The sequence below is a fragment of the Escherichia sp. E1V33 genome, assembly GCF_004211955.1.
Lineage (GTDB): Bacteria > Pseudomonadota > Gammaproteobacteria > Enterobacterales > Enterobacteriaceae > Escherichia.
Window position 1 is genome coordinate 151,056 of record NZ_RHJI01000009.1, and the last position, 20,965, is coordinate 172,020.

Genomic DNA, 20,965 nt, shown 5'->3' on the forward strand with positions numbered 1-20,965 from the left:
ATTGCGAGCCTGTACCACAACCTGCTCGAAGCCACTGCAACAGTAGATGAAAAGCCGGAACGCATACAGCATTGCGCACATTTCAGGGATGAAGTGAAGATGAATTGAAACGTAGTATCCACACCAAGCCGGAGTTATCCGGTGAGGCGCAATGTTGCGGGGGCTTTATCCCTGGTGGCATTGGTTGCTGGAAAGAGAAAACCCCCGCACGTTGAGAGGTAAAACCTGACAACAGAACGGGGGCTAATCTTGAAACCAGACGCTTCAAGAATAGCCGCGAAATGTTGTCATTACAACAAAAAGGCGGTTATATGACGCTCGCGCAGTTTGCCGTGATTTTCTGGCACGACCTGGCAGCACCGATCCTTGCGGGAGTTATTACCGCAGCGATTGTCAGCTGGTGGCGTAGCCGGAAGTAACGTAAAAAAGGGCGTCAGGCTGCCGTAATGGCAATGTGCGCCCGAAACCGGCCGCAGGATGACACAATCCTGCGGCCTTTTTTGTATTTATTGACCCGACCTGGAAGCATCATCCACAGCACTCATGAAATGACTGCAACAGCTGATGAAAAGCCGGAATGCATACAGCATTGCGCACATTTCAGGGATGAAGTGAAGATGAATTGAGACGTAGTATCCACACCAAGCCGGAGTTATCCGGTGAGGCGCAATGTTGTGGGGGCTTTATCCCTGGCGGCATTGGTTGCTGGAAAGAGAAAACCCCCGCACGTTGAGAGGTCAAACCTGACAACAGAACGGGGGCTAATCTTGAACCATCAACAATTCAAGAATAGCCGCGAAACGTTGTCATTACAACAAAAAGGCGGTTATATGACGCTCGCGCAGTTTGCCGTGATTTTCTGGCACAACCTGGCAGCGCCGATCCTTGCGGGAGTTATTACCGCAGCGATTGTCAGCTGGTGGCGTAGCCGGAAGTAACGTAAAAACGGGCGTCAGGCTACCGTAATGGCAATGTGCGCCCGAAACCGGCCGCAGGGTGACACAATCCTGCGGCCTTTTTTGTATGCGACGCCCATAAAAAAGCCCTACCATAAACGGTAAGGCTTTTGATTTCAAATAAAAAAATTACTTGCTGGTATCCAGCTCTTCGAAACCTTTAACCAGATCATCAATCGCTTTCATCTGCTTGAGGAACGGCTCCAGTTTAGCCAACGGCAGCGCGGATGGACCATCACATTTCGCATGTTCCGGATCCGGATGCGCTTCAATAAACAGCCCCGCCAGACCTACCGCCATACCGGCTCGTGCCAGCTCAGCCACCTGAGCACGACGACCGCCGGAAGCTGCGCCAAAAGGATCGCGGCATTGCAGTGCGTGGGTAACGTCGAAAATTACCGGGGAATTGCCAGAGACTTTCTTCATTATGCTGAAGCCCAGCATATCAACGACCAGGTTGTCGTAACCGAAATTAGCACCACGGTCACAAAGAATCACTTTATCGTTGCCGCCTTCTTTGAATTTATCAACGATATTACCCATCTGGCCTGGGCTCACAAACTGTGGTTTCTTGACGTTAATTACCGCGCCAGTCTTCGCCATCGCTTCCACCAGGTCAGTCTGGCGAGCAAGAAACGCGGGCAACTGAATAACATCTACCACATCAGCAACGGGCTGCGCCTGGCTAGGCTCGTGAACGTCAGTGATAATCTTTACGCCAAATGTCTGTTTCAGTTCCTGGAAGATTTTCATCCCTTCTTCCAGTCCTGGTCCACGATAAGAGTGGATGGAGGAACGGTTGGCTTTGTCAAAAGAGGCTTTGAACACGTAAGGGATACCCAGTTTCTGGGTTACGGTTACGTAGTGTTCGCAAATGCGCATCGCCAGATCGCGAGATTCCAGCACGTTCATACCGCCAAACAGCACGAACGGCAGGTCATTTGCCACGTTGATGTCGCCAATGCTAACCACTTTTTGTTTCATAGGATCGCCTTAATCTTAAGTAAAGTGTCGATTAATTAATGCAGCACAATATGTTTATGCGCGATGTTATTAATTTGCGCACGTATCATTTCGCTGATCGGGTCTTCCGGACACTGTTCAACGAAATAATTTAAATCATTCAACGCAACGTGTTCGCAATCCAGTTGCGCGTAAATCAACCCACGATCGCGAATTTCATAGGGATCTTCCGGGTTAAACTGTAATAAAGCTTCGCTGGTACGTAGCGCCAGCTCCATCTGATTTTCTTCCATCAACGAGGCTTTGAGTGTATCCAGCAATTTGCGGATTACCTCAATGTTATCGGCTTCATCCAGGTCTTCATAAAACAGTTCCGCAGACGGGCTGATATTTCCCTTTAACCACACATCCAGCATATGTTCGCTTAATGATTCACCGTTAAAAGGGTTAATCAACCAGATTTCTCCGTCCGGGCATTCTATGCGCAATATAAGCTGCGTCGGGAATATCACCGGCAATAGCGGCAAATCGAGACGATTCGCGACCCATAATAAAACGGCGCCTAACGATACCGCACTGCCCTGTCGATTCTTTAACACCTGGTCCAGCCATAATGCATCGGAAAGACGATAAACGCCGCGTGAGGCTTTAAATCCCCATTCGCCGTAAAACAGCGCGATTAATTTTTCCAGCTGCTCTTCTAAAGGCAGAAGCTGGCTAATTTCTTCCTTCGCCAGACTAACGAGACGCTCCAGTTCGTCGTAAACATCTTGCGAGGGAAAATCGCGGCGGATTGCTTCGCAAGCCAGGATCATGCCTTCGCACAATGGCGCTTTATTAAATTCGAAATCAGCTAACGATCTCATGACTTACCCCAGTAACGGTACTTTTGTGGTGGCGAGTTTAATGATGATGTACAGCACCACCAGCGCCAGCGGGAAGGCAATAATGCGCGCCTGCTGACTGTGCATCCGACGATAATCGAGTGCAATAAAACCCAAAACGATATAAATGATAACTCCAAACAGCTTTTCAGTCAGCCACTGTGCCTGCCCGGAAAATGGCAGGATGTGCGCTTTAGCCATCAACGCAATGCCGCTTAACAATAACACCGTATCGACAACCGGCGGCACAATGCGCGTCCAGCGCGCAAATGCCTGAGGATGCTTCTGATAACGTAGCCAGAAACGTAAGGTTAATAGCCCAACAGAAAGCGCGATACTAATGAGATGAACGCTAAGCAGCGTAGTAAAACTTATCATCGATAATAGCGGCCGAGCGTTACGCGCTCGTTATCACCATAGTCACGGCAGGTTTCGACGTCATGATACCCCGCGAGGATAAATGCTTGTCGCACCGCTTCGCCCTGCTGCCAGCCATGTTCCAGAAGCAGAAAGCCGCCGGATATCAGGGCGCTACGTGACTGTTCGATGATATGCACGATGTCCGCCATTCCGTTGTCTGCCGCAACCAGCGCAGTGAGTGGCTCAAAGCGGACATCGCCTTGTTGAAGATGTGGATCCTGCTCGTCGATATACGGTGGATTGCTGACAATCATCGTAAACTGCTGTCCGACCAGCGCACCAAACCAGTCGCTTTGCAGGATGTGGATATTTGTAATCGCCAGATTTTGCGCATTGCGCTTCGCAAGAGCGACAGCGTCAGGCATTCGGTCAACCGCCGTAACATCGCAATCCGGGCGTTCGCTGGCCAATGCCAGGGCAATCGCCCCGGTGCCAGTGCCAAGATCGAGAATACGACAAGGTTGTTCTGGCAATCGCGCTAACGCCTGTTCAACCAGACATTCAGTGTCCGGACGAGGAATTAAGGTCGCTGGCGAAACAAATAGCGGCAACGACCAGAACTCACGCACACCGGTTAAATGGGCAATAGGTTCACCGGAACGACGACGGGCTAAAAGCGCGTCGAGTTGCTGACATTGTTCTACAGTCAACTGCGTTTCACCAAAGGCGAGAATATAAGTGCGCCCCTTGCCGGTAACATGTTCCAGCAGGATTTCAGCATCGCGCCGCGGGCTTTCGCTCGCCTGAAGTTGGTTTATTGCTTCACGCAGCCAGTGTTGATATTCCATTATTCCTGCTCGGACAACGCCGCCAGTTGGTCGGCCTGATGTTCCTGGACGATCGGTTCTATCAGCATATCCAGTTTACCTTCCATCACTTCATCCAGGCGGTAGAGCGTCAGGTTGATGCGGTGATCGGTAACGCGCCCCTGCGGGAAGTTATAGGTACGGTTACGATCGCTGCGATCGCCGCTACCCAGCAAGTTGCGACGGGTGGAGGCTTCTGCCTGCTGGCGTTTTGCCATTTCAGCAGCGTGGATGCGAGCACCGAGCACTGAAAGCGCCTTCGCTTTGTTTTTATGCTGCGAACGTTCGTCCTGGCATTCAACAACAATCCCGGTTGGCAAGTGAGTAATACGAATTGCCGAATCGGTGGTGTTAACGTGCTGCCCCCCCGCCCCTGAAGAGCGGAAAGTATCAATACGCAAATCTGCCGGGTTAATGTCCGGCAGTTCTGCGTCAGGCAGTTCCGGCATTACCGCAACGGTACAAGCAGAAGTATGAATACGACCCTGTGATTCCGTGGCCGGAACACGCTGCACGCGATGACCGCCGGATTCAAATTTCAATCGACCATACACACCATCACCGCTAATTTTGGCGATGATCTCTTTATAACCACCATGTTCACCCTCACTGGCGCTCATGATTTCTACACGCCAGCGGCGGGCTTCTGCGTAGCGGCTGTACATACGGAACAGATCGCCAGCGAACAGCGCCGCTTCATCACCACCAGTTCCGGCACGCACTTCAAGGAAGGCGTTACGTTCGTCATCAGGATCTTTTGGCAGTAACAGAACCTGTAATTGCTGTTCCAGTTGCTCGCTTTTTTCTTTCGCTTCACGCAGTTCGTCCTGCGCCATCTCGCGCATTTCTGGATCGTCGAGCATCATCTGCGCGGTTTCGATATCTTCCTGAACTTGTTGCCAGTCGGTAAAACAGCGCGAAACATCACTTAATTGCGCATATTCACGAGATAATGCGCGAAAACGTTCCTGGTCGGCGATGGTTTGCGCATCACCCAGCAGTGCCTGAACTTCTTCATGGCGTTCATGCAGGGCTTCCAGTTTGGCAACGATAGAAGGCTTCATAGGCGTAAATGCACCCTGTAAAAAAGAAAATGATGTACTGCTACTCCAGCCCGAGGCTGTCGCGCAGAATATTCAGGCGTTCGTTATCCCCGTCACGGGCGGCCTGTTGAAGTGATTTCGTTGGCGCATGGATCAGGCGGTTAGTCAGTTTCCATGCCAGATCCTGCATAATGGCTTGCGCATCGCCCCCCTGTTCCAGGGCCGCTAACGCTTTGGCGGTTAACTCATCGCGAACCTGTTCAGCCTGGCTGCGATAATCGCGAATGGTTTCGCTGGCGCTTTGTGCGCGCAGCCACGCCATAAATTCACTGGTTTCCTGGGCGACGATAGTTTCCGCCTCAACTGCGGCGGCCTTACGCTGCGCCAGGTTGTGCGAAATGATGCTTTGCAGATCATCAACGCTGTAAAGGTAGGCATTCGCCAGTTTACCAACTTCCGGCTCAACATCGCGTGGAACGGCAATATCCACCAGCAGCATCGGTTGGTTGCGACGACTTTTTAATGCGCGCTCCACCATACCTTTACCGATAATCGGCAACGGGCTGGCGGTGGAACTGATGATGATATCGGCTTCGCGCAGACGCTCGTCGATATCGCTCAGGGCAATCACTTCCGCGCCGACTTCATCTGCCAGAATTTGGGCGCGTTCGCGAGTGCGGTTGGCGATAATCATCTTCTGTACTTTGTGTTCACGCAGATGACGCGCCACCAGCTCGATGGTTTCGCCTGCGCCAACCAGCAATACGGTCACCATAGAGAGCGATTCAAAGATCTGTCGCGCCAGCGTACAAGCCGCAAATGCAACAGATACAGCACTGGCGCCAATATCCGTTTCGGTGCGGACGCGTTTCGCCACGGAGAAAGATTTCTGGAACATACGCTCCAGTTCGCTGGCCTTCATATGGCCTTTTTGCGAATCGGCAAAGGCTTTTTTTACCTGACCGAGGATTTGCGGCTCGCCCAATACCAGTGAATCCAGGCCACTGGCAACACGCATTAAATGGCTGACCGCGTCGTTATCCTGATGCCAGTAGAGGCTATTACGCAGATCTTCTTCGTTGAGATTATGGTAATCGCACAACCAGCGAATGAGCGCCTCTTGCAGGTTATCCTGCTCTTCAACACTAAGATAAAGTTCTGTGCGGTTACACGTCGACAACACCACGCCGCCCTGCACCATCGGCTGCGCAAGCAGGCTGTCCAGCGCCTGATCGAGCTTGTCCGGCGAAAACGATACACGTTCTCGCAACGATACAGGTGCCGTTTTATGGTTGATACCAAGTGCTAAAAGGGTCATGTCTGCGGGAAATAATACCAACGTTGATATGGTTAGTCTGCCCGCATCATACAGGATGCGTGGGATCAATAAAAGAGAGCGCCCCCTTTTGGAGTAATTGCCTAAACCCGTTAGATTCTGGCAATTAAGACAACTTGAACATAGACGATGGCTGGCGGTAACGCTAGCATTAAGGGTTATAACTGCAACGTATCTCAAGGACTTGTCATTATTATGCCCCTGCCCGATTTTCGCTTTATCCGCCTGCTACCGCTGGCTGCTCTCGTGCTCACGGCCTGTTCCGTTACGACGCCGAAAGGTCCAGGCAAAAGCCCGGATTCGCCACAGTGGCGTCAGCATCAGCAAGACGTGCGCAACTTGAATCAGTATCAGACACGCGGTGCGTTTGCCTATATTTCCGACCAACAAAAAGTGTATGCCCGTTTCTTCTGGCAGCAAACAGGCCAGGATCGCTACCGCCTGCTGCTGACTAACCCATTGGGCAGCACTGAACTGGAGTTGAATGCCCAGCCGGGTAATGTGCAGTTAGTGGACAATAAAGGCCAGCGTTACACCGCCGATGACGCCGAAGAGATGATTGGCAAATTGACCGGAATGCCGATTCCACTCAACAGTTTGCGCCAGTGGATTTTAGGTTTGCCGGGTGATGCAACCGACTACAAACTGGACGACCAGTACCGCCTGAGTGAAATCACCTACAGCCAGAACGGTAAAAAATGGAAAGTGGTATACGGCGGTTATGACACCAAAACGCAACCTGCGATGCCTGCCAATATGGAACTCACCGAAGGCGGTCAGCGTATCAAGTTAAAAATGGATAACTGGATAGTGAAATAATGCGGACTCAGTGGTCATCTCCGGCAAAGCTTAATCTGTTTTTATACATTACCGGTCAGCGTGCAGACGGCTACCACACGCTGCAAACGCTGTTTCAGTTCCTGGATTACGGCGACATTATTAGCATTGACCTTCGCAACGATGGGGAAATCCGCCTGTTAACGCCTGTTGAAGGTGTGGAGCACGAAGATAACCTGATTGTTCGCGCAGCACGCTTGTTGATGAAAGCAGCCACCACCAGCGGGCGTCTTCCGGCTGGAAGCGGTGCAGATATCAGCATTGACAAGCGTTTGCCTATGGGCGGTGGTCTGGGCGGCGGTTCATCCAATGCCGCAACCGTTCTGGTGGCTTTAAATCATCTGTGGCAATGCGGACTGAGTGTTGATGAGTTGGCAGAAATCGGTCTGACGCTGGGCGCTGATGTTCCGGTCTTTGTCCGTGGTCATGCTGCTTTTGCCGAAGGGGTTGGCGAAATATTAACGCCGGTGAATCCACCAGAGAAATGGTATCTGGTAGCGCACCCTGGCGTGAGTATTCCTACACCAATGATTTTTAAAGATCCCGAACTCCCACGCAACACGGCGAAAAGGTCAATAGAAACGTTGCTAAAATGTGAATTCAGCAATGATTGCGAGGTTATCGCAAGAAAACGTTTTCGCGAGGTTGATGCGGTGCTTTCCTGGCTGTTAGAATACGCCCCGTCGCGCCTGACTGGGACAGGGGCCTGTGTCTTTGCTGAATTTGATACAGAGTCTGAAGCCCGCCAGGTGCTAGAGCAAGCCCCGGAATGGCTCAATGGCTTTGTGGCGAAAGGCGTCAACCTTTCCCCATTGCACAGAGCCATGCTTTAAGCCGGGCAAGCTGAGTTTCGGTGACAACGTCACCTTGTTCCAGACGTTGCATCGCGCTCTTTAATACACCGCCTGGAAAGAATATTGCCTGGCCCGCACAGTTTTCGGCAGATTCTTTCCACCAATGGACGCATGCCTGAGGTTCTTCTCGTGCCTGATATGAAGCTTTTTGCTGGTAACGCCACCCCGGAACTAGCACAACGTATTGCCAACCGCCTGTACACTTCACTCGGCGACGCCGCTGTAGGTCGCTTTAGCGACGGCGAAGTCAGCGTACAAATCAACGAAAATGTACGCGGTGGTGATATTTTCATCATCCAGTCCACTTGTGCCCCTACTAACGACAACCTGATGGAATTAGTCGTTATGGTTGATGCCCTGCGTCGTGCTTCCGCAGGTCGTATCACCGCTGTTATCCCCTACTTTGGCTATGCGCGCCAGGACCGTCGCGTCCGTTCCGCTCGTGTACCAATCACTGCGAAAGTGGTTGCAGATTTCCTCTCCAGCGTCGGTGTTGACCGCGTGCTGACAGTGGATCTGCACGCTGAACAGATTCAGGGTTTCTTCGACGTTCCGGTTGATAACGTATTTGGTAGCCCGATCCTGCTGGAAGACATGCTGCAGCTGAATCTGGATAACCCGATTGTGGTTTCCCCGGACATCGGCGGCGTTGTGCGTGCCCGCGCTATCGCTAAGCTGCTGAACGATACCGATATGGCAATCATCGACAAACGTCGTCCGCGTGCGAACGTTTCCCAGGTGATGCATATCATCGGTGACGTTGCAGGTCGTGACTGCGTACTGGTCGATGATATGATCGACACAGGCGGTACGTTGTGTAAAGCTGCTGAAGCGCTGAAAGAACGTGGTGCTAAACGTGTATTTGCGTACGCGACTCACCCGATCTTCTCCGGCAACGCGGCGAACAACCTGCGTAACTCTGTAATTGATGAAGTCGTTGTCTGCGATACCATTCCGCTGAGCGATGAAATCAAATCACTGCCGAACGTGCGTACTCTGACCCTGTCAGGTATGCTGGCCGAAGCGATTCGTCGTATCAGCAACGAAGAATCGATCTCTGCCATGTTCGAACATTAATCGAACCCGGCTCAAAGACCCGCTGCGGCGGGTTTTTTTGTCTGTAATATCCATTTGTATGACCTATGCCTCCTTCACCTGCCATTTAGTTGACAGATGATGCGCTCACGGATGAAACATTATTGTGAACAAAATATTTTCCTCACATGTGATGCCTTTCCGCGCTCTGATCGACGCTTGCTGGAAAGAAAAATATACTACTGCACGGTTTACCCGTGACCTGATTGCCGGGATAACCGTCGGGATTATTGCTATCCCGCTGGCGATGGCGTTGGCTATTGGTAGTGGTGTGGCGCCACAGTACGGTTTATATACCGCTGCTGTTGCGGGGATTGTCATTGCTCTGACGGGTGGATCGCGCTTTAGCGTATCCGGTCCGACGGCAGCATTTGTGGTAATACTCTATCCCGTTTCGCAACAATTTGGACTGGCAGGGCTGCTGGTTGCGACGTTGTTGTCGGGGATCTTTTTGATCCTGATGGGTCTGGCACGCTTTGGTCGCCTGATCGAATATATTCCGGTTTCCGTCACCTTAGGTTTCACCTCGGGTATCGGGATCACCATCGGTACCATGCAGATTAAAGATTTTCTCGGTCTGCAAATGGCCCATGTCCCGGAACATTATCTACAAAAAGTCGGCGCATTATTTATGGCGCTGCCGACCATTAACGTAGGCGATGCCGCAATTGGTATCGTGACGCTTGGTATTCTGATTTTCTGGCCACGTTTGGGTATTCGTTTACCCGGCCACCTTCCGGCCTTGCTGGCAGGTTGCGCGGTGATGGGGATTGTTAACCTGCTCGGCGGACATGTTGCTACTATCGGGTCGCAATTCCACTACGTTCTGGCCGATGGTTCTCAGGGTAACGGTATTCCGCAACTGCTGCCGCAACTGGTACTGCCGTGGGATCTGCCCAATTCAGAATTCACGCTAACCTGGGATTCTATTCGCACACTGCTGCCTGCGGCATTCTCAATGGCAATGCTCGGGGCGATCGAATCTCTGCTCTGCGCCGTGGTACTGGATGGTATGACCGGGACTAAGCACAAGGCAAACAGTGAACTGGTCGGACAGGGGCTGGGGAATATTATCGCTCCGTTCTTTGGTGGTATTACCGCTACAGCTGCCATCGCGCGTTCTGCCGCTAACGTCCGTGCCGGGGCAACTTCCCCTATCTCGGCGGTGATCCACTCTATTCTGGTTATTCTCGCCCTGCTGGTACTGGCACCACTGCTCTCCTGGCTGCCGCTTTCCGCCATGGCAGCCCTGCTGTTGATGGTGGCGTGGAACATGAGTGAAGCGCACAAAGTGGTCGACTTGCTGCGCCATGCGCCGAAAGATGACATCATCGTCATGCTGCTGTGTATGTCATTGACCGTGCTGTTCGATATGGTTATTGCCATTAGCGTGGGGATTGTACTGGCATCGCTGCTGTTTATGCGACGCATCGCTCGTATGACTCGCCTGGCTCCGGTGGCAGTAGACGTTCCAGACGATGTGCTGGTCCTGCGTGTTATTGGCCCGCTGTTTTTCGCGGCGGCTGAAGGTTTGTTCACCGACCTGGAATCACGTCTGGAGGGAAAACGGATTGTTATTCTGAAGTGGGATGCCGTTCCGGTGCTTGATGCCGGTGGTCTTGATGCGTTCCAGCGTTTTGTGAAGCGTCTGCCTGAAGGGTGTGAACTGCGCGTGTGTAACGTGGAATTCCAGCCTCTGCGTACAATGGCCCGATCCGGTATTCAACCGATCCCGGGACGTCTGGCGTTCTTCCCGAATCGCAGCGCAGCGATGGCTGATCTGTAAGAAAGGCATTAAATTGACCAGTCAGCGCAAACTGACTGGTCAGCAAACTACATTATTTGTTAGCTATGACGGCGATTATCGCTACGGCGGCAACGTTTGTCATAGTGGCGAACCCACCAGTAACGGTCGCACACCTGTTCATGCCCGCCAACACGGGCTCCCGCCAGCCAGAGAATGGCACCGACGAAAATACTCAGCACTGCACCGTGTGCGAAATACTGGGGCATATCAAACTGTGGTAACTGGTTGAGGATTGAATACCCCACACCAACCACCATCACCACCAGACCCAACCCCATAAGCACGTTACCGAGTAACGAAGCGTTTTTGCGTTTCATGTGTCACCTCCGGAACTTTCTGGGTTGTAACAGGGAATACCCCTCTTCCTTATGTGTAAAGTATAGACAACACCCTGTGGGTTATGTGCGGGCGTGATCACAATTACAACCCTTATTTCAACAAAACTTTACAAATAAACGTCTGAACACCTTGACTTTCCAATAGTCGACACAGGCAATTATTACGTTATCTGCGTTTAACACGCTGTTTTTTGTCAAGCGGGGCCGCAACCAGTAAACTACGCGCCAGTTATGTACTCACTCAGGACAAAAAACGTGACGATTAAATTGATTGTCGGCCTGGCGAACCCCGGCGCTGAATACGCCGCAACGCGACATAATGCTGGCGCCTGGTTCGTTGACTTACTGGCGGAGCGTTTACGCGCTCCCCTGCGCGAAGAGGCTAAATTCTTTGGTTATACCTCGCGAGTTACCCTCGGAGGCGAAGATGTCCGCCTGTTAGTACCGACCACATTTATGAATCTCAGCGGCAAAGCCGTCGCAGCGATGGCCAGTTTTTTCCGCATTAATCCGGACGAAATTCTGGTGGCCCACGACGAACTGGATCTGCCTCCGGGCGTCGCCAAATTTAAATTGGGCGGTGGCCACGGTGGTCACAATGGACTGAAAGACATCATCAGTAAATTGGGTAATAACCCTAACTTTCACCGTTTACGCATCGGAATCGGTCATCCGGGCGATAAAAACAAAGTTGTCGGGTTTGTATTAGGCAAACCGCCTGTTAGTGAACAGAAGTTAATTGATGAAGCCATCGACGAAGCGGCACGTTGTACTGAAATGTGGTTTACAGAAGGCTTGACCAAAGCAACGAACCGATTGCACGCCTTTAAAGCGCAATAAGTCGTTGTCTGCGGCATTTTTGCCGAGTGCCGTGTATAATAGGCAAAGTTATTTCCATTTCTGCAATCTGTTAGCAATAACAGGTTGATTATTAAGATATTAAGGTGATTTAAATCATGGGATTCAAATGCGGTATCGTCGGTTTGCCCAACGTCGGGAAATCTACCCTGTTCAACGCGCTGACCAAAGCCGGTATTGAAGCGGCCAACTTTCCATTCTGTACCATTGAGCCGAACACAGGCGTCGTACCAATGCCTGACCCTCGCCTGGATCAACTGGCTGAAATCGTAAAACCGCAGCGCACGCTTCCCACTACCATGGAATTTGTCGATATCGCCGGTCTGGTAAAGGGCGCGTCGAAAGGTGAAGGTCTGGGTAACCAGTTCCTGACCAACATCCGTGAAACCGAAGCGATCGGTCACGTTGTGCGCTGCTTTGAAAATGACAACATCATTCACGTTTCCGGTAAAGTTAACCCGGCGGACGATATTGAAGTTATCAATACCGAACTGGCGCTGGCGGACCTCGACACCTGCGAGCGCGCGATTCACCGCGTACAGAAGAAAGCTAAAGGCGGCGATAAAGACGCGAAAGCCGAGCTGGCAGTACTGGAAAAATGCCTGCCACAGCTGGAAAACGCGGGCATGCTGCGCGCGCTGGATTTAAGCGCAGAAGAAAAAGCGGCTATTCGTTACCTGAGCTTCCTGACGCTGAAACCGACGATGTACATCGCCAACGTCAACGAAGACGGTTTTGAAAACAACCCGTATCTTGACCAGGTGCGTGAAATTGCGGCGAAAGAAGGTTCTGTCGTGGTTCCGGTTTGTGCTGCTGTTGAAGCAGACATTGCCGAACTGGACGACGAAGAACGTGACGAATTTATGCAGGAACTTGGGCTGGAAGAACCGGGCCTGAACCGTGTGATCCGTGCCGGTTATAAACTGCTGAACCTGCAAACTTACTTCACCGCTGGGGTGAAAGAAGTGCGAGCATGGACCATCCCTGTCGGCGCAACTGCACCGCAAGCGGCTGGCAAAATACATACCGATTTCGAAAAAGGTTTTATCCGCGCGCAGACTATCTCGTTTGAAGATTTCATCACTTACAAAGGTGAACAAGGCGCGAAAGAAGCAGGCAAAATGCGTGCAGAAGGTAAAGATTACATCGTTAAAGATGGCGATGTGATGAACTTCCTGTTCAACGTCTAATTCCGCGTAATACCCAGGCTGTTAATAACGAGCCATTATGTGAGTTGCACATAATGGCTTTTTTACGCCTGCTACGTTGCTTCTTTCAATTCTGAGTTACCGAAACTCATAATCAGACTCCTGGCAATATTAACAATGCGGCTTTTATGTGATAACAATCACAGTGCATTAACCGTTCAAGAGTTTGTCATGAAAAAAACATTTACCTTCAGCCTGTTAGTAATTGTCTTTGCGAGCCTGTTAAGTGCTTGTGTTCCTCACCATCATCACCGCCACAGCGATGGCCCGCGTGGTCCTGCGGCTTCCGGTAAGCCAATGCCACCGTCAAATGGTGGGCCAAATCATGGCAGTCATGGTCGCTATTAATTTGCAAGTCATATGTGGGAGTGTGCATACTCTCCCGCTATCTGCGACGCTTAAACTGCCCTGCATCAATGCCATATTGCTTCATTTTTCGCCACAGCGTAGTGCGGCCAATCCCAAGCAAAACCGACATTTCCTGAATACGTCCGCCAGTAACCTGGGCCGCGTTAATAATCGCCTCTTTTTCAACTTCCGCGAATGACAGACTGGTAGAAAGACGTGTAGCGCTGGCATCATCTGTCGCCTGTTCAGTAAACAGGTGTTCCGGCAAATCACTGACGCGAATGCGCCCGTTGTCGCTACTCAGAGCAAGGTTCTCAAGGACACTATACAGTTCAAAATCATTGCCGGGCCATGCGCAAGAAACCAGACGGGCGAGCGCATCGTCATCAATTTTCAGACGCGTAGAGAAGCGTTTTTCAAGACTGCGTAATTTGTTATTCACCAGTGCCGGAATACTGTCGCGCCGCATCCGCAGAGGCGGGATGGTAATTTCAAATGCATGCAGCGCGTAATACAGTTGACGACTAAAACGATTTTGTTCCACCAGCATTGCCAGGTCCGCTGTTGTAGTGGCAATCACTTTGACATCAATGGGTATTAAACGCCGCGCATCCAGTCTCGTGATGACGCCTTGTTTGATAACCTGGAGCAACGCAGACTGTAACTCCACCGCCAGATATTCAATCTTTTCAAGAAACAGCGTGCCGCCATGCGCCAGCTCCAGCCGACTCAGACGACCATTTTCATTCTCCGGGCGATCGCCACCAATAAATTCTTCCGCCAACGCCGCATCGCCATATAACTCACAATTAACAGCGATATAGGGACCCGCAGCACGCTCGCTTTCATTGTGAATCGCCTGACTTAACAGGGCTTTGCCAACGCCTTCTTCTCCACAGAGTAACACCGGGAAACTGCTGCGCGCCGCCTGGCGGCCAAAATGGATCAACCGACGGGTTTGCGGATCGTCCTGGGGCATATGGGCGAAGGTATGGCTGACTTTACCTAATTGACTGGTCATCAATTGCCGCATTTGTTCTACCGGATGGAGTAACAAAATAAAGCTAGTCCCTTGCGTTTCAATTATCGGTTTAAGGGTAATGACCGCATCAATAAACTGGTGTTGACTTTCAAAGGTCGCTTCCACATGTTTGAGCGGATGTGCCTGCTTTATTGCCTGTTGCAATACGGTTGGTAGCGTTAATAGCTCAGTGATCGCCCTTCCCTGACTCGCCGTCGCGTCCAGACGCAAAATACGCGCTGCCTGAGCATTGATAAATTGCAAATTCCCCTGCTCGTCCCAGCTAATCACGCCATCGTCCATACTTTCCAGCAAGGCGTTAAGCTGATTTAAATGCCGGTTTGTTTCAGCCAGTAAACTGTCTGTCAGCAGTAAGTTTCCTACCTCGCGTGCAATTGCCAGCGTCAAAGGCAAATCGGCTGCGGTGGTTTGCTCAACCGGACACGCCAGAGCTATCGTCCCCGTTAATCGGCCCTTGCTGTCAAACAGTGGCGTTGCACAAAATGCCCAATCCCAGAGTGCCTGTTTGAAATGTTGATCGGCCATCGTTTTCACAGCCTGACCGGAGATAGCCGCTAACGATAGCGCACAAGTACCAATAATTCCCTCTGCGCAATACGTGCCGTCATTGAATCCCAGGACACTAAGCTGGTGCAGCGTCTGCGGATCACCATAACGACTAAGGATGCAGGCGGTTTCATCAAGGATGAACAGTCCGCACGCCCGCGATTCCATATATTCCCAGGCATCTTCCAGTGCCGCTTGCCCGAGTGCCAGCATCGCTTCCTTACGCCGATAGATAGAAGCAAATGTCACGCCCCTGGCCTGATGCGGTACGCTCCATGACTCCCGTTTCATTAGCTTGCGGCATCGCTCCCAGGATGCTGCTATCAAGGGAGATACGCACTGTTTCTGGTCGTTAAAACCGTCATTCATATTTGCTGCCCTTATGACAAAAAGGTGTTCCGCATCGCAAATTTACTTATCCAGACTCGGCATGGTTCCGTTATGGAACATTTATTAAAGCATATGTTTCATTGTGAAACGTAATTTGGGTTAATTTTCTTTTCGTCAGCCTGATGCACAATGGATTTGGATTTACCGGCAGTCAGTGGTCGCCGTGTCGTTGAACATCATCCATGCCCTACCATAATTGCTGGAGCAAAATAATGAAAAAATTGATTAATGATGTGCAAGACGTACTGAACGAACAACTTGCGGGGCTGGCGAAAGCATATCCTTCGCTGTCACTGCATCAGGACCCGGTGTACGTCACCCGAGTCGATGCGCCAATTGCAGGCAAAGTGGCTTTATTGTCAGGCGGCGGCAGCGGACACGAACCAATGCACTGTGGTTATATTGGTCAGGGTATGCTCTCGGGGGCGTGTCCGGGCGAAATTTTCACCTCGCCAACGCCCGATAAAATTTTTGAATGTGCCATGCAAATCGATGGTGGCGAAGGCGTATTGCTGATCATCAAAAATTATACCGGCGATATTCTCAACTTCGAAACAGCGACAGAATTACTGCACGATAGCGGCGTAAAAGTCACCACGGTAGTCATTGATGACGACGTCGCGGTGAAAGACAGTCTTTATACCGCCGGGCGGCGCGGCGTTGCCAATACAGTATTAATAGAAAAAATTGTTGGCGCAGCGGCAGAACGCGGTGACTCGCTGGAGGCTTGTGCACAACTGGGGCGTAAGTTGAACAATCATGGCCACTCTATTGGTATCGCCCTCGGCGCCTGTACCGTTCCTGCCGCGGGCAAACCTTCTTTTACGCTGGCAGATAATGAGATGGAATTTGGTGTCGGCATTCATGGTGAGCCGGGTATTGACCGCCGCCCCTTCTCCTCCCTTGATCAGACTGTCGATGAAATGTTCGATACGCTGCTGGAAAATGGTACATACCACCGCACGCTCCGATTCTGGGATTACCGACAAGGTAGCTGGCAGGAAGAGACGCAAACTAAACAACCGCTTCAGTCTGGCGATCGAGTGATTGCGTTGGTCAACAATCTTGGCGCGACACCGCTTTCTGAACTGTATGGCGTTTATAACCGTCTCACCACGCGTTGCCAGCAAGCTGGCTTGACTATCGAGCGCAATTTAATCGGTGCGTACTGCACCTCACTGGACATGACTGGTTTTTCCATCACCTTACTGAAAGTTGATGACGAAATGCTGGCGTTATGGGACGCCCCGGTCCACACCCCGGCGCTTAACTGGGGTAAATAAGGAGATAACCATGTCACTGAGCAGAACTCAAATTGTTAACTGGCTCACTCGCTGTGGAGAAATTTTCAGCAAAGAGAGCGATTATCTTACCGGGCTGGATCGTGAAATCGGCGACGCTGACCACGGGCTGAATATGAATCGTGGCTTTAGCAAAGTGGTGGAAAAACTCCCTGCCATCGCGGATAAAGACATCGGTTTCATTCTCAAGAATACCGGCATGACGTTGCTTTCCAGCGTCGGCGGTGCCAGCGGCCCACTGTTCGGCACGTTCTTTATCCGCGCGGCACAGGCAACTCAGGCACGACAAAGCCTGACGTTGATAGAGCTTTATCAGATGTTCCGCGATGGCGCAGAGGGCGTAATCAGTCGGGGAAAAGCAGAACCAGGCGATAAAACCATGTGCGATGTCTGGGGGCCGGTGGTTGAGTCATTACGCCAGTCCAGTGAGCAAAACCTTTCTGTTCCGGCGGCGCTCGAGGCCGCCAGTCGCGTAGCGGAATCCGCTGCACAAAGCACGATTACAATGCAAGCCCGCAAAGGCCGCGCCAGTTATCTCGGTGAACGCAGTATTGGTCACCAGGATCCTGGTGCAACCTCCGTAATGTTTATGATGCAAATGTTGGCGTTAGCCGCAAAAGAGTAAGGAATTGGTGATGGTAAACCTGGTCATAGTTTCACATAGCGCCCGACTGGGAGAAGGTGTCGGTGAATTAGCCCGCCAGATGTTAACGGGCGATAGTTGTAAAATCGCCATTGCCGCAGGAATTGACGATCCACAAAATCCCATCGGTACAGATGCCGTCAAAGTAATGGAAGCCATCGAATCCGTTGCCGATGCCGACCATGTGTTGGTCATGATGGATATGGGGAGTGCGTTATTGAGCGCAGAAACCGCACTGGAATTGCTTGCGCCAGAGATCGCCGCGAGAGTACGTTTGTGTGCTGCGCCGTTGGTCGAAGGAACGCTGGCAGCAGCGGTCAGCGCAGCCTCGGGGGCGGATATCGACAAAGTCATCCATGACGCCTTGCATGCGCTGGAAGCCAAACGTGAACAACTGGGTTTACCGTCATCCGCCACTGAAGTCTCCGACATATACCCCTCGCACGATGAAGAAGCCCGTTCTCTGGCAGTGGTGATTAAAAACCGTAACGGACTCCACGTACGTCCGGCCTCCCGATTGGTCTATACCTTATCGACATTTAATGCAGACATGTTGCTGGAGAAAAACGGTAAGTGCGTAACACCGGAGAGTATTAACCAGATTGCGCTGTTACAAGTCCGCTGTAACGATACGCTGCGTCTGATTGCAAAAGGACCAGAGGCTGAAGAGGCGCTGGCCGCTTTTCGCCAGTTAGCTGAAGATAACTTTGGTGAAACGGAAGAGATAGCACCACCAACTCTGCGTCCAGTTCCGCCTGTCACAGGCAACGCCTTTTATTATCAACCGGTTTTATGCACAGTACAGGCGAAATCATCACTGAGCGTAGAAGAAGAACAAGAACGACTACGCCAGGCAATTGACTTCACGTTGTTAGATCTGATGACGTTAACGGCAAAGGCAGAAGCAAGCGGGCTCGACGATATCGCCGCAATCTTTTCCGGTCACCATACACTATTAGACGATCCTGAACTGCTGGCAGCAGCAAGCGAACTTCTTCAGCATGAACATTGCACGGCGGAGTATGCCTGGCAGCAGGTTCTTAAAGAACTTAGCCAGCAATACCAGCAGATTGATGATGAATATTTGCAGGCTCGCTATATCGATGTGGACGATCTTCTGCATCGCACCCTCCTCCACCTGACACAGACAAAAGAAGAACTCCCTCAGTTTAGCGCGCCGACCATTTTACTCGCGGAGAACATTTATCCTTCCACGGTACTTCAACTGGATCCGACCGTCGTGAAAGGCATCTGCCTTAGTGCCGGAAGTCCGGTATCCCACAGCGCTCTAATCGCCCGTGAACTGGGCATTGGCTGGATTTGCCAGCAGGGAGAGAAGCTGTATGCGATTCAACCTGAAGAGACGTTAGCGTTGGATGTAAAAGCACAGCGCTTCAGGCATCAGAGTTAAATTAGATTTGTCTGTCAGTTCGCAGAAAAAGATTTCAATCATGCTCTTACGGCGATCCTGAACTAAGGTTTTCTGATACTTGAATACCGTTTTGTTCGGTATCGCCAAAGGAGAATGATTGATGAAACCACTTGTCCCTCGTCGCTCGCAGAAAGTGGCGTTAATGCCTGCTGCCGTATTATTGTGTGCCGCCGCGCTATCTGCACAGGCAGAAGAAACACCAGTGACGCCACAATCGCCTGATATTTTGTTAGGCCCTCTGTTTAACGATGTGCAAAACGCCAAACTTTTTCCTGATCAAAAAACTTTTGCCGATGCCGTACCGAACAGCGATCCATTGATGATCCTCGCAGACTACCGGATGCAGCAGAATCAGAGCGGGTTCGATCTGCGCCATTTCGTTAACGTCAATTTCACTCTGCCGAAAGAGGGAGAGAAATATGTTCCTCCAAAGGGGCAGTCACTGCGCGAACATATTGACGGACTTTGGCCGGTATTAACCCGTTCTACCGAAAGTACCGAAAAATGGGATTCTCTGTTGCCGTTGCCGAAACCCTATGTCGTGCCGGGAGGACGTTTTCGCGAAGTGTATTACTGGGACAGTTACTTCACCATGCTGGGGCTTGCCGAAAGTGGGCACTGGGATAAAGTGGCTGACATGGTGGCGAACTTTGGTCATGAAATAGATACTTATGGACATATTCCAAACGGTAACCGCAGCTATTATTTGAGCCGATCGCAGCCGCCCTTTTTTGCCTTGATGGTGGAGTTACTCGCGCAACACGAAGGTGACGACGCGTTGAAACAATATCTGCCGCAACTGCAAAAAGAGTACGCGTACTGGATGGACGGTATTGAAAACCTGCAGGCCGGACAACAGGAAAAGCGCGTTGTTAAACTCAAGGATGGCACTATTCTTAACCGCTACTGGGATGACCACGATACGCCACGCCCGGAGTCGTGGGTAGAAGATATTGCCACCGCTAAAAGCAATCCGAACCGCCCTGCCACTGAAATTTACCGAGATCTACGTTCTGCTGCCGCCTCTGGCTGGGATTTCAGCTCACGATGGATGGACAACCCGCAGCAGTTAAATACATTACGCACTACCAGCATCGTACCGGTCGATCTCAATAGTCTGATGTATAAAATGGAGAAAATTCTCTCCCGCGCCAGTAAAGTCGTCGGGGATAACGCGATGGCCAGCCAATATGAAACGCTTGCCGATGCCCGTCAGAAAGGGATCGAAAAATACCTGTGGAACGATCAACATGGCTGGTATGCCGACTACGACCTGAAGAGCGACAAAGTACGCAATCAGTTAACTGCCGCAGCCCTGTTCCCGCTTTATGTCAATGCAGCGGCAAAAGATCGCGCGACCAAAATGGCTGCCGCCACTAAAACACATCTGTTACAACCAGGCGGACTGAACACCACATCGGTAAAAAGTGGACAGCAATGGGATGCGCCAAATGGCTGGGCCCCGCTGCAATGGGTCGCGACAGAAGGGTTGCAAAACTACGGGCAGAACAAGGTGGCAATGGACATTAGCTGGCACTTTCTGACCAATGTTCAGCACACTTATGACCGGGAGAAGAAACTGGTCGAGAAATATGATGTCAGTACCACCGGAACAGGTGGCGGCGGTGGCGAATATCCGTTGCAGGATGGTTTTGGCTGGACCAATGGCGTCACGCTGAAAATGCTCGATTTGATCTGCCCGAAAGAGCAACCGTGCGACAATGTTCCGGCAACGCGTCCGACCAGTAAATCAACATCACAACCAACTACCAAAGTCGCCGAGCCTTCGCATTAACGTTCTTTTAGCCAACAACGTCATTCTGCTTATCTGGATGACGTTGCAGTTTTGTCTGGTTTA

Annotated in this window: 21 protein-coding genes; 13 read left to right on the forward strand and 8 right to left on the reverse strand. The window is 51.3% G+C overall.

Features of this window, described 5'->3' with window-relative positions:
* Nucleotides 1–311: 311 nt before the first annotated feature.
* Together D9742_RS07700 and D9742_RS07710 are read left to right on the forward strand one after the other, a co-directional pair.
* Entirely contained in the window at nt 312–419 is a 108-nt protein-coding gene (locus D9742_RS07700) for a type I toxin-antitoxin system toxin Ldr family protein (protein ID WP_130236531.1), read from the forward strand.
* A 411-nt stretch (nt 420–830) separates the two neighbouring features.
* A complete protein-coding gene (locus D9742_RS07710; RefSeq protein WP_130236532.1) occupies nt 831–938 on the forward strand; it encodes a type I toxin-antitoxin system toxin Ldr family protein in 108 nt (35 codons plus the stop codon).
* Between the two features lie 147 nt (nt 939–1,085).
* On the opposite strand, the gene kdsA is transcribed toward D9742_RS07710, so the two are convergent.
* Genes kdsA through hemA form a run of 6 tightly spaced genes read right to left on the reverse strand, consistent with a single transcriptional unit; the run spans nt 1,086 to nt 6,390 of the window.
* Nucleotides 1,086–1,940, reverse strand: a complete 855-nt coding sequence (kdsA, locus tag D9742_RS07715; protein ID WP_000811058.1) for a 3-deoxy-8-phosphooctulonate synthase — start codon at nt 1,938–1,940, stop codon at nt 1,086–1,088.
* Nucleotides 1,941–1,975: 35 nt separating this feature from the next.
* Entirely contained in the window at nt 1,976–2,785 is an 810-nt protein-coding gene (gene sirB1, locus D9742_RS07720) for an invasion regulator SirB1 (RefSeq protein WP_001764444.1), read from the reverse strand.
* A gap of 3 nt (nt 2,786–2,788) precedes the next feature.
* Nucleotides 2,789–3,181, reverse strand: a complete 393-nt coding sequence (gene sirB2, locus D9742_RS07725; protein WP_130236503.1) for an invasion regulator SirB2 — start codon at nt 3,179–3,181, stop codon at nt 2,789–2,791.
* The gene (gene prmC, locus D9742_RS07730; protein ID WP_130236504.1) at nt 3,178–4,011 is read right to left on the reverse strand and encodes a peptide chain release factor N(5)-glutamine methyltransferase; all 834 of its coding nucleotides are present in this window, start codon (nt 4,009–4,011) and stop codon (nt 3,178–3,180) included. The genes sirB2 and prmC overlap by 4 nt, the downstream gene beginning before the upstream one ends.
* A complete protein-coding gene (gene prfA, locus D9742_RS07735; RefSeq protein WP_000804729.1) occupies nt 4,011–5,093 on the reverse strand; it encodes a peptide chain release factor 1 in 1,083 nt (360 codons plus the stop codon). The genes prmC and prfA overlap by 1 nt, the downstream gene beginning before the upstream one ends.
* Before the next feature lie 40 nt (nt 5,094–5,133).
* Complete coding sequence (gene hemA / locus D9742_RS07740; protein ID WP_130236505.1) at nt 5,134–6,390, reverse strand: glutamyl-tRNA reductase; 1,257 nt, start codon at nt 6,388–6,390, stop codon at nt 5,134–5,136.
* A gap of 213 nt (nt 6,391–6,603) precedes the next feature.
* Here hemA and lolB point away from each other — a divergent pair, with 213 nt between their 5' ends.
* The 4 genes from lolB to dauA all read left to right on the forward strand — a co-directional run bounded on the left by lolB (nt 6,604) and on the right by dauA (nt 10,980).
* A complete protein-coding gene (gene lolB, locus D9742_RS07745) occupies nt 6,604–7,227 on the forward strand; it encodes a lipoprotein insertase outer membrane protein LolB (protein WP_130205669.1) in 624 nt (207 codons plus the stop codon).
* Entirely contained in the window at nt 7,227–8,078 is an 852-nt protein-coding gene (gene ispE / locus D9742_RS07750; protein WP_130236506.1) for a 4-(cytidine 5'-diphospho)-2-C-methyl-D-erythritol kinase, read from the forward strand. The genes lolB and ispE overlap by 1 nt, the downstream gene beginning before the upstream one ends.
* 150 nt (nt 8,079–8,228) lie before the next feature.
* Complete coding sequence (prs, locus tag D9742_RS07755) at nt 8,229–9,176, forward strand: ribose-phosphate diphosphokinase (RefSeq protein WP_001298109.1); 948 nt, start codon at nt 8,229–8,231, stop codon at nt 9,174–9,176.
* 124 nt (nt 9,177–9,300) lie between these two features.
* Nucleotides 9,301–10,980 carry a C4-dicarboxylic acid transporter DauA gene (gene dauA, locus D9742_RS07760; protein WP_130236507.1) on the forward strand — a complete coding sequence of 560 codons (1,680 nt, stop codon included), beginning with the start codon at nt 9,301–9,303 and terminating at the stop codon, nt 10,978–10,980.
* A gap of 59 nt (nt 10,981–11,039) precedes the next feature.
* Here the strand turns inward: dauA and ychH are convergent, their stop codons facing one another.
* Nucleotides 11,040–11,318, reverse strand: coding sequence for a stress-induced protein YchH (gene ychH, locus D9742_RS07765; protein WP_064528711.1), 279 nt, complete (start codon nt 11,316–11,318; stop codon nt 11,040–11,042).
* A gap of 276 nt (nt 11,319–11,594) precedes the next feature.
* On the opposite strand from ychH, the gene pth reads away from it, so the two are divergent.
* The 3 genes from pth to D9742_RS07780 all read left to right on the forward strand — a co-directional run bounded on the left by pth (nt 11,595) and on the right by D9742_RS07780 (nt 13,753).
* The gene (pth, locus tag D9742_RS07770) at nt 11,595–12,179 is read left to right on the forward strand and encodes an aminoacyl-tRNA hydrolase (protein ID WP_000152937.1); all 585 of its coding nucleotides are present in this window, start codon (nt 11,595–11,597) and stop codon (nt 12,177–12,179) included.
* 116 nt (nt 12,180–12,295) lie between these two features.
* Entirely contained in the window at nt 12,296–13,387 is a 1,092-nt protein-coding gene (ychF, locus tag D9742_RS07775) for a redox-regulated ATPase YchF (RefSeq protein ID WP_000505866.1), read from the forward strand.
* Nucleotides 13,388–13,576: 189 nt separating this feature from the next.
* The gene (locus tag D9742_RS07780; RefSeq protein WP_205712869.1) at nt 13,577–13,753 is read left to right on the forward strand and encodes a hypothetical protein; all 177 of its coding nucleotides are present in this window, start codon (nt 13,577–13,579) and stop codon (nt 13,751–13,753) included.
* Between the two features lie 37 nt (nt 13,754–13,790).
* Here D9742_RS07780 and dhaR read toward each other — a convergent pair whose 3' ends face one another.
* The gene (gene dhaR / locus D9742_RS07785) at nt 13,791–15,710 is read right to left on the reverse strand and encodes a dihydroxyacetone kinase operon transcriptional regulator DhaR (RefSeq protein ID WP_130236509.1); all 1,920 of its coding nucleotides are present in this window, start codon (nt 15,708–15,710) and stop codon (nt 13,791–13,793) included.
* A gap of 233 nt (nt 15,711–15,943) precedes the next feature.
* Here dhaR and dhaK point away from each other — a divergent pair, with 233 nt between their 5' ends.
* From dhaK to D9742_RS07805, 4 genes are all read left to right on the forward strand, one after another.
* Nucleotides 15,944–17,014, forward strand: a complete 1,071-nt coding sequence (gene dhaK, locus D9742_RS07790; RefSeq protein WP_130236510.1) for a dihydroxyacetone kinase subunit DhaK — start codon at nt 15,944–15,946, stop codon at nt 17,012–17,014.
* 10 nt (nt 17,015–17,024) lie between these two features.
* Nucleotides 17,025–17,657, forward strand: coding sequence for a dihydroxyacetone kinase subunit DhaL (gene dhaL / locus D9742_RS07795; protein ID WP_130236511.1), 633 nt, complete (start codon nt 17,025–17,027; stop codon nt 17,655–17,657).
* 10 nt (nt 17,658–17,667) lie between these two features.
* Nucleotides 17,668–19,086, forward strand: a complete 1,419-nt coding sequence (gene dhaM, locus D9742_RS07800) for a dihydroxyacetone kinase phosphoryl donor subunit DhaM (protein ID WP_130236512.1) — start codon at nt 17,668–17,670, stop codon at nt 19,084–19,086.
* Nucleotides 19,087–19,207: 121 nt separating this feature from the next.
* The gene (locus D9742_RS07805) at nt 19,208–20,902 is read left to right on the forward strand and encodes an alpha,alpha-trehalase (protein ID WP_130236513.1); all 1,695 of its coding nucleotides are present in this window, start codon (nt 19,208–19,210) and stop codon (nt 20,900–20,902) included.
* Nucleotides 20,903–20,965 lie beyond the last annotated feature (63 nt).

Bases quoted from the DNA above. Each gene is read 5' to 3' on its own strand.
- D9742_RS07700 (WP_130236531.1), top strand. From the start codon at position 312: ATGACGCTCGCGCAGTTTGCCGTGATTTTCTGGCACGACCTGGCAGCA.
- D9742_RS07710 (WP_130236532.1), top strand. From the start codon at position 831: ATGACGCTCGCGCAGTTTGCCGTGATTTTCTGGCACAACCTGGCAGCG.
- kdsA (WP_000811058.1), bottom strand. From the start codon at position 1,940: ATGAAACAAAAAGTGGTTAGCATTGGCGACATCAACGTGGCAAATGAC.
- sirB1 (WP_001764444.1), bottom strand. From the start codon at position 2,785: ATGAGATCGTTAGCTGATTTCGAATTTAATAAAGCGCCATTGTGCGAA.
- sirB2 (WP_130236503.1), bottom strand. From the start codon at position 3,181: ATGATAAGTTTTACTACGCTGCTTAGCGTTCATCTCATTAGTATCGCG.
- prmC (WP_130236504.1), bottom strand. From the start codon at position 4,011: ATGGAATATCAACACTGGCTGCGTGAAGCAATAAACCAACTTCAGGCG.
- prfA (WP_000804729.1), bottom strand. From the start codon at position 5,093: ATGAAGCCTTCTATCGTTGCCAAACTGGAAGCCCTGCATGAACGCCAT.
- hemA (WP_130236505.1), bottom strand. From the start codon at position 6,390: ATGACCCTTTTAGCACTTGGTATCAACCATAAAACGGCACCTGTATCG.
- lolB (WP_130205669.1), top strand. From the start codon at position 6,604: ATGCCCCTGCCCGATTTTCGCTTTATCCGCCTGCTACCGCTGGCTGCT.
- ispE (WP_130236506.1), top strand. From the start codon at position 7,227: ATGCGGACTCAGTGGTCATCTCCGGCAAAGCTTAATCTGTTTTTATAC.
- ychH (WP_064528711.1), bottom strand. From the start codon at position 11,318: ATGAAACGCAAAAACGCTTCGTTACTCGGTAACGTGCTTATGGGGTTG.
- ychF (WP_000505866.1), top strand. From the start codon at position 12,296: ATGGGATTCAAATGCGGTATCGTCGGTTTGCCCAACGTCGGGAAATCT.
- D9742_RS07780 (WP_205712869.1), top strand. From the start codon at position 13,577: ATGAAAAAAACATTTACCTTCAGCCTGTTAGTAATTGTCTTTGCGAGC.
- dhaR (WP_130236509.1), bottom strand. From the start codon at position 15,710: ATGAATGACGGTTTTAACGACCAGAAACAGTGCGTATCTCCCTTGATA.
- dhaK (WP_130236510.1), top strand. From the start codon at position 15,944: ATGAAAAAATTGATTAATGATGTGCAAGACGTACTGAACGAACAACTT.
- dhaL (WP_130236511.1), top strand. From the start codon at position 17,025: ATGTCACTGAGCAGAACTCAAATTGTTAACTGGCTCACTCGCTGTGGA.
- dhaM (WP_130236512.1), top strand. From the start codon at position 17,668: ATGGTAAACCTGGTCATAGTTTCACATAGCGCCCGACTGGGAGAAGGT.
- D9742_RS07805 (WP_130236513.1), top strand. From the start codon at position 19,208: ATGAAACCACTTGTCCCTCGTCGCTCGCAGAAAGTGGCGTTAATGCCT.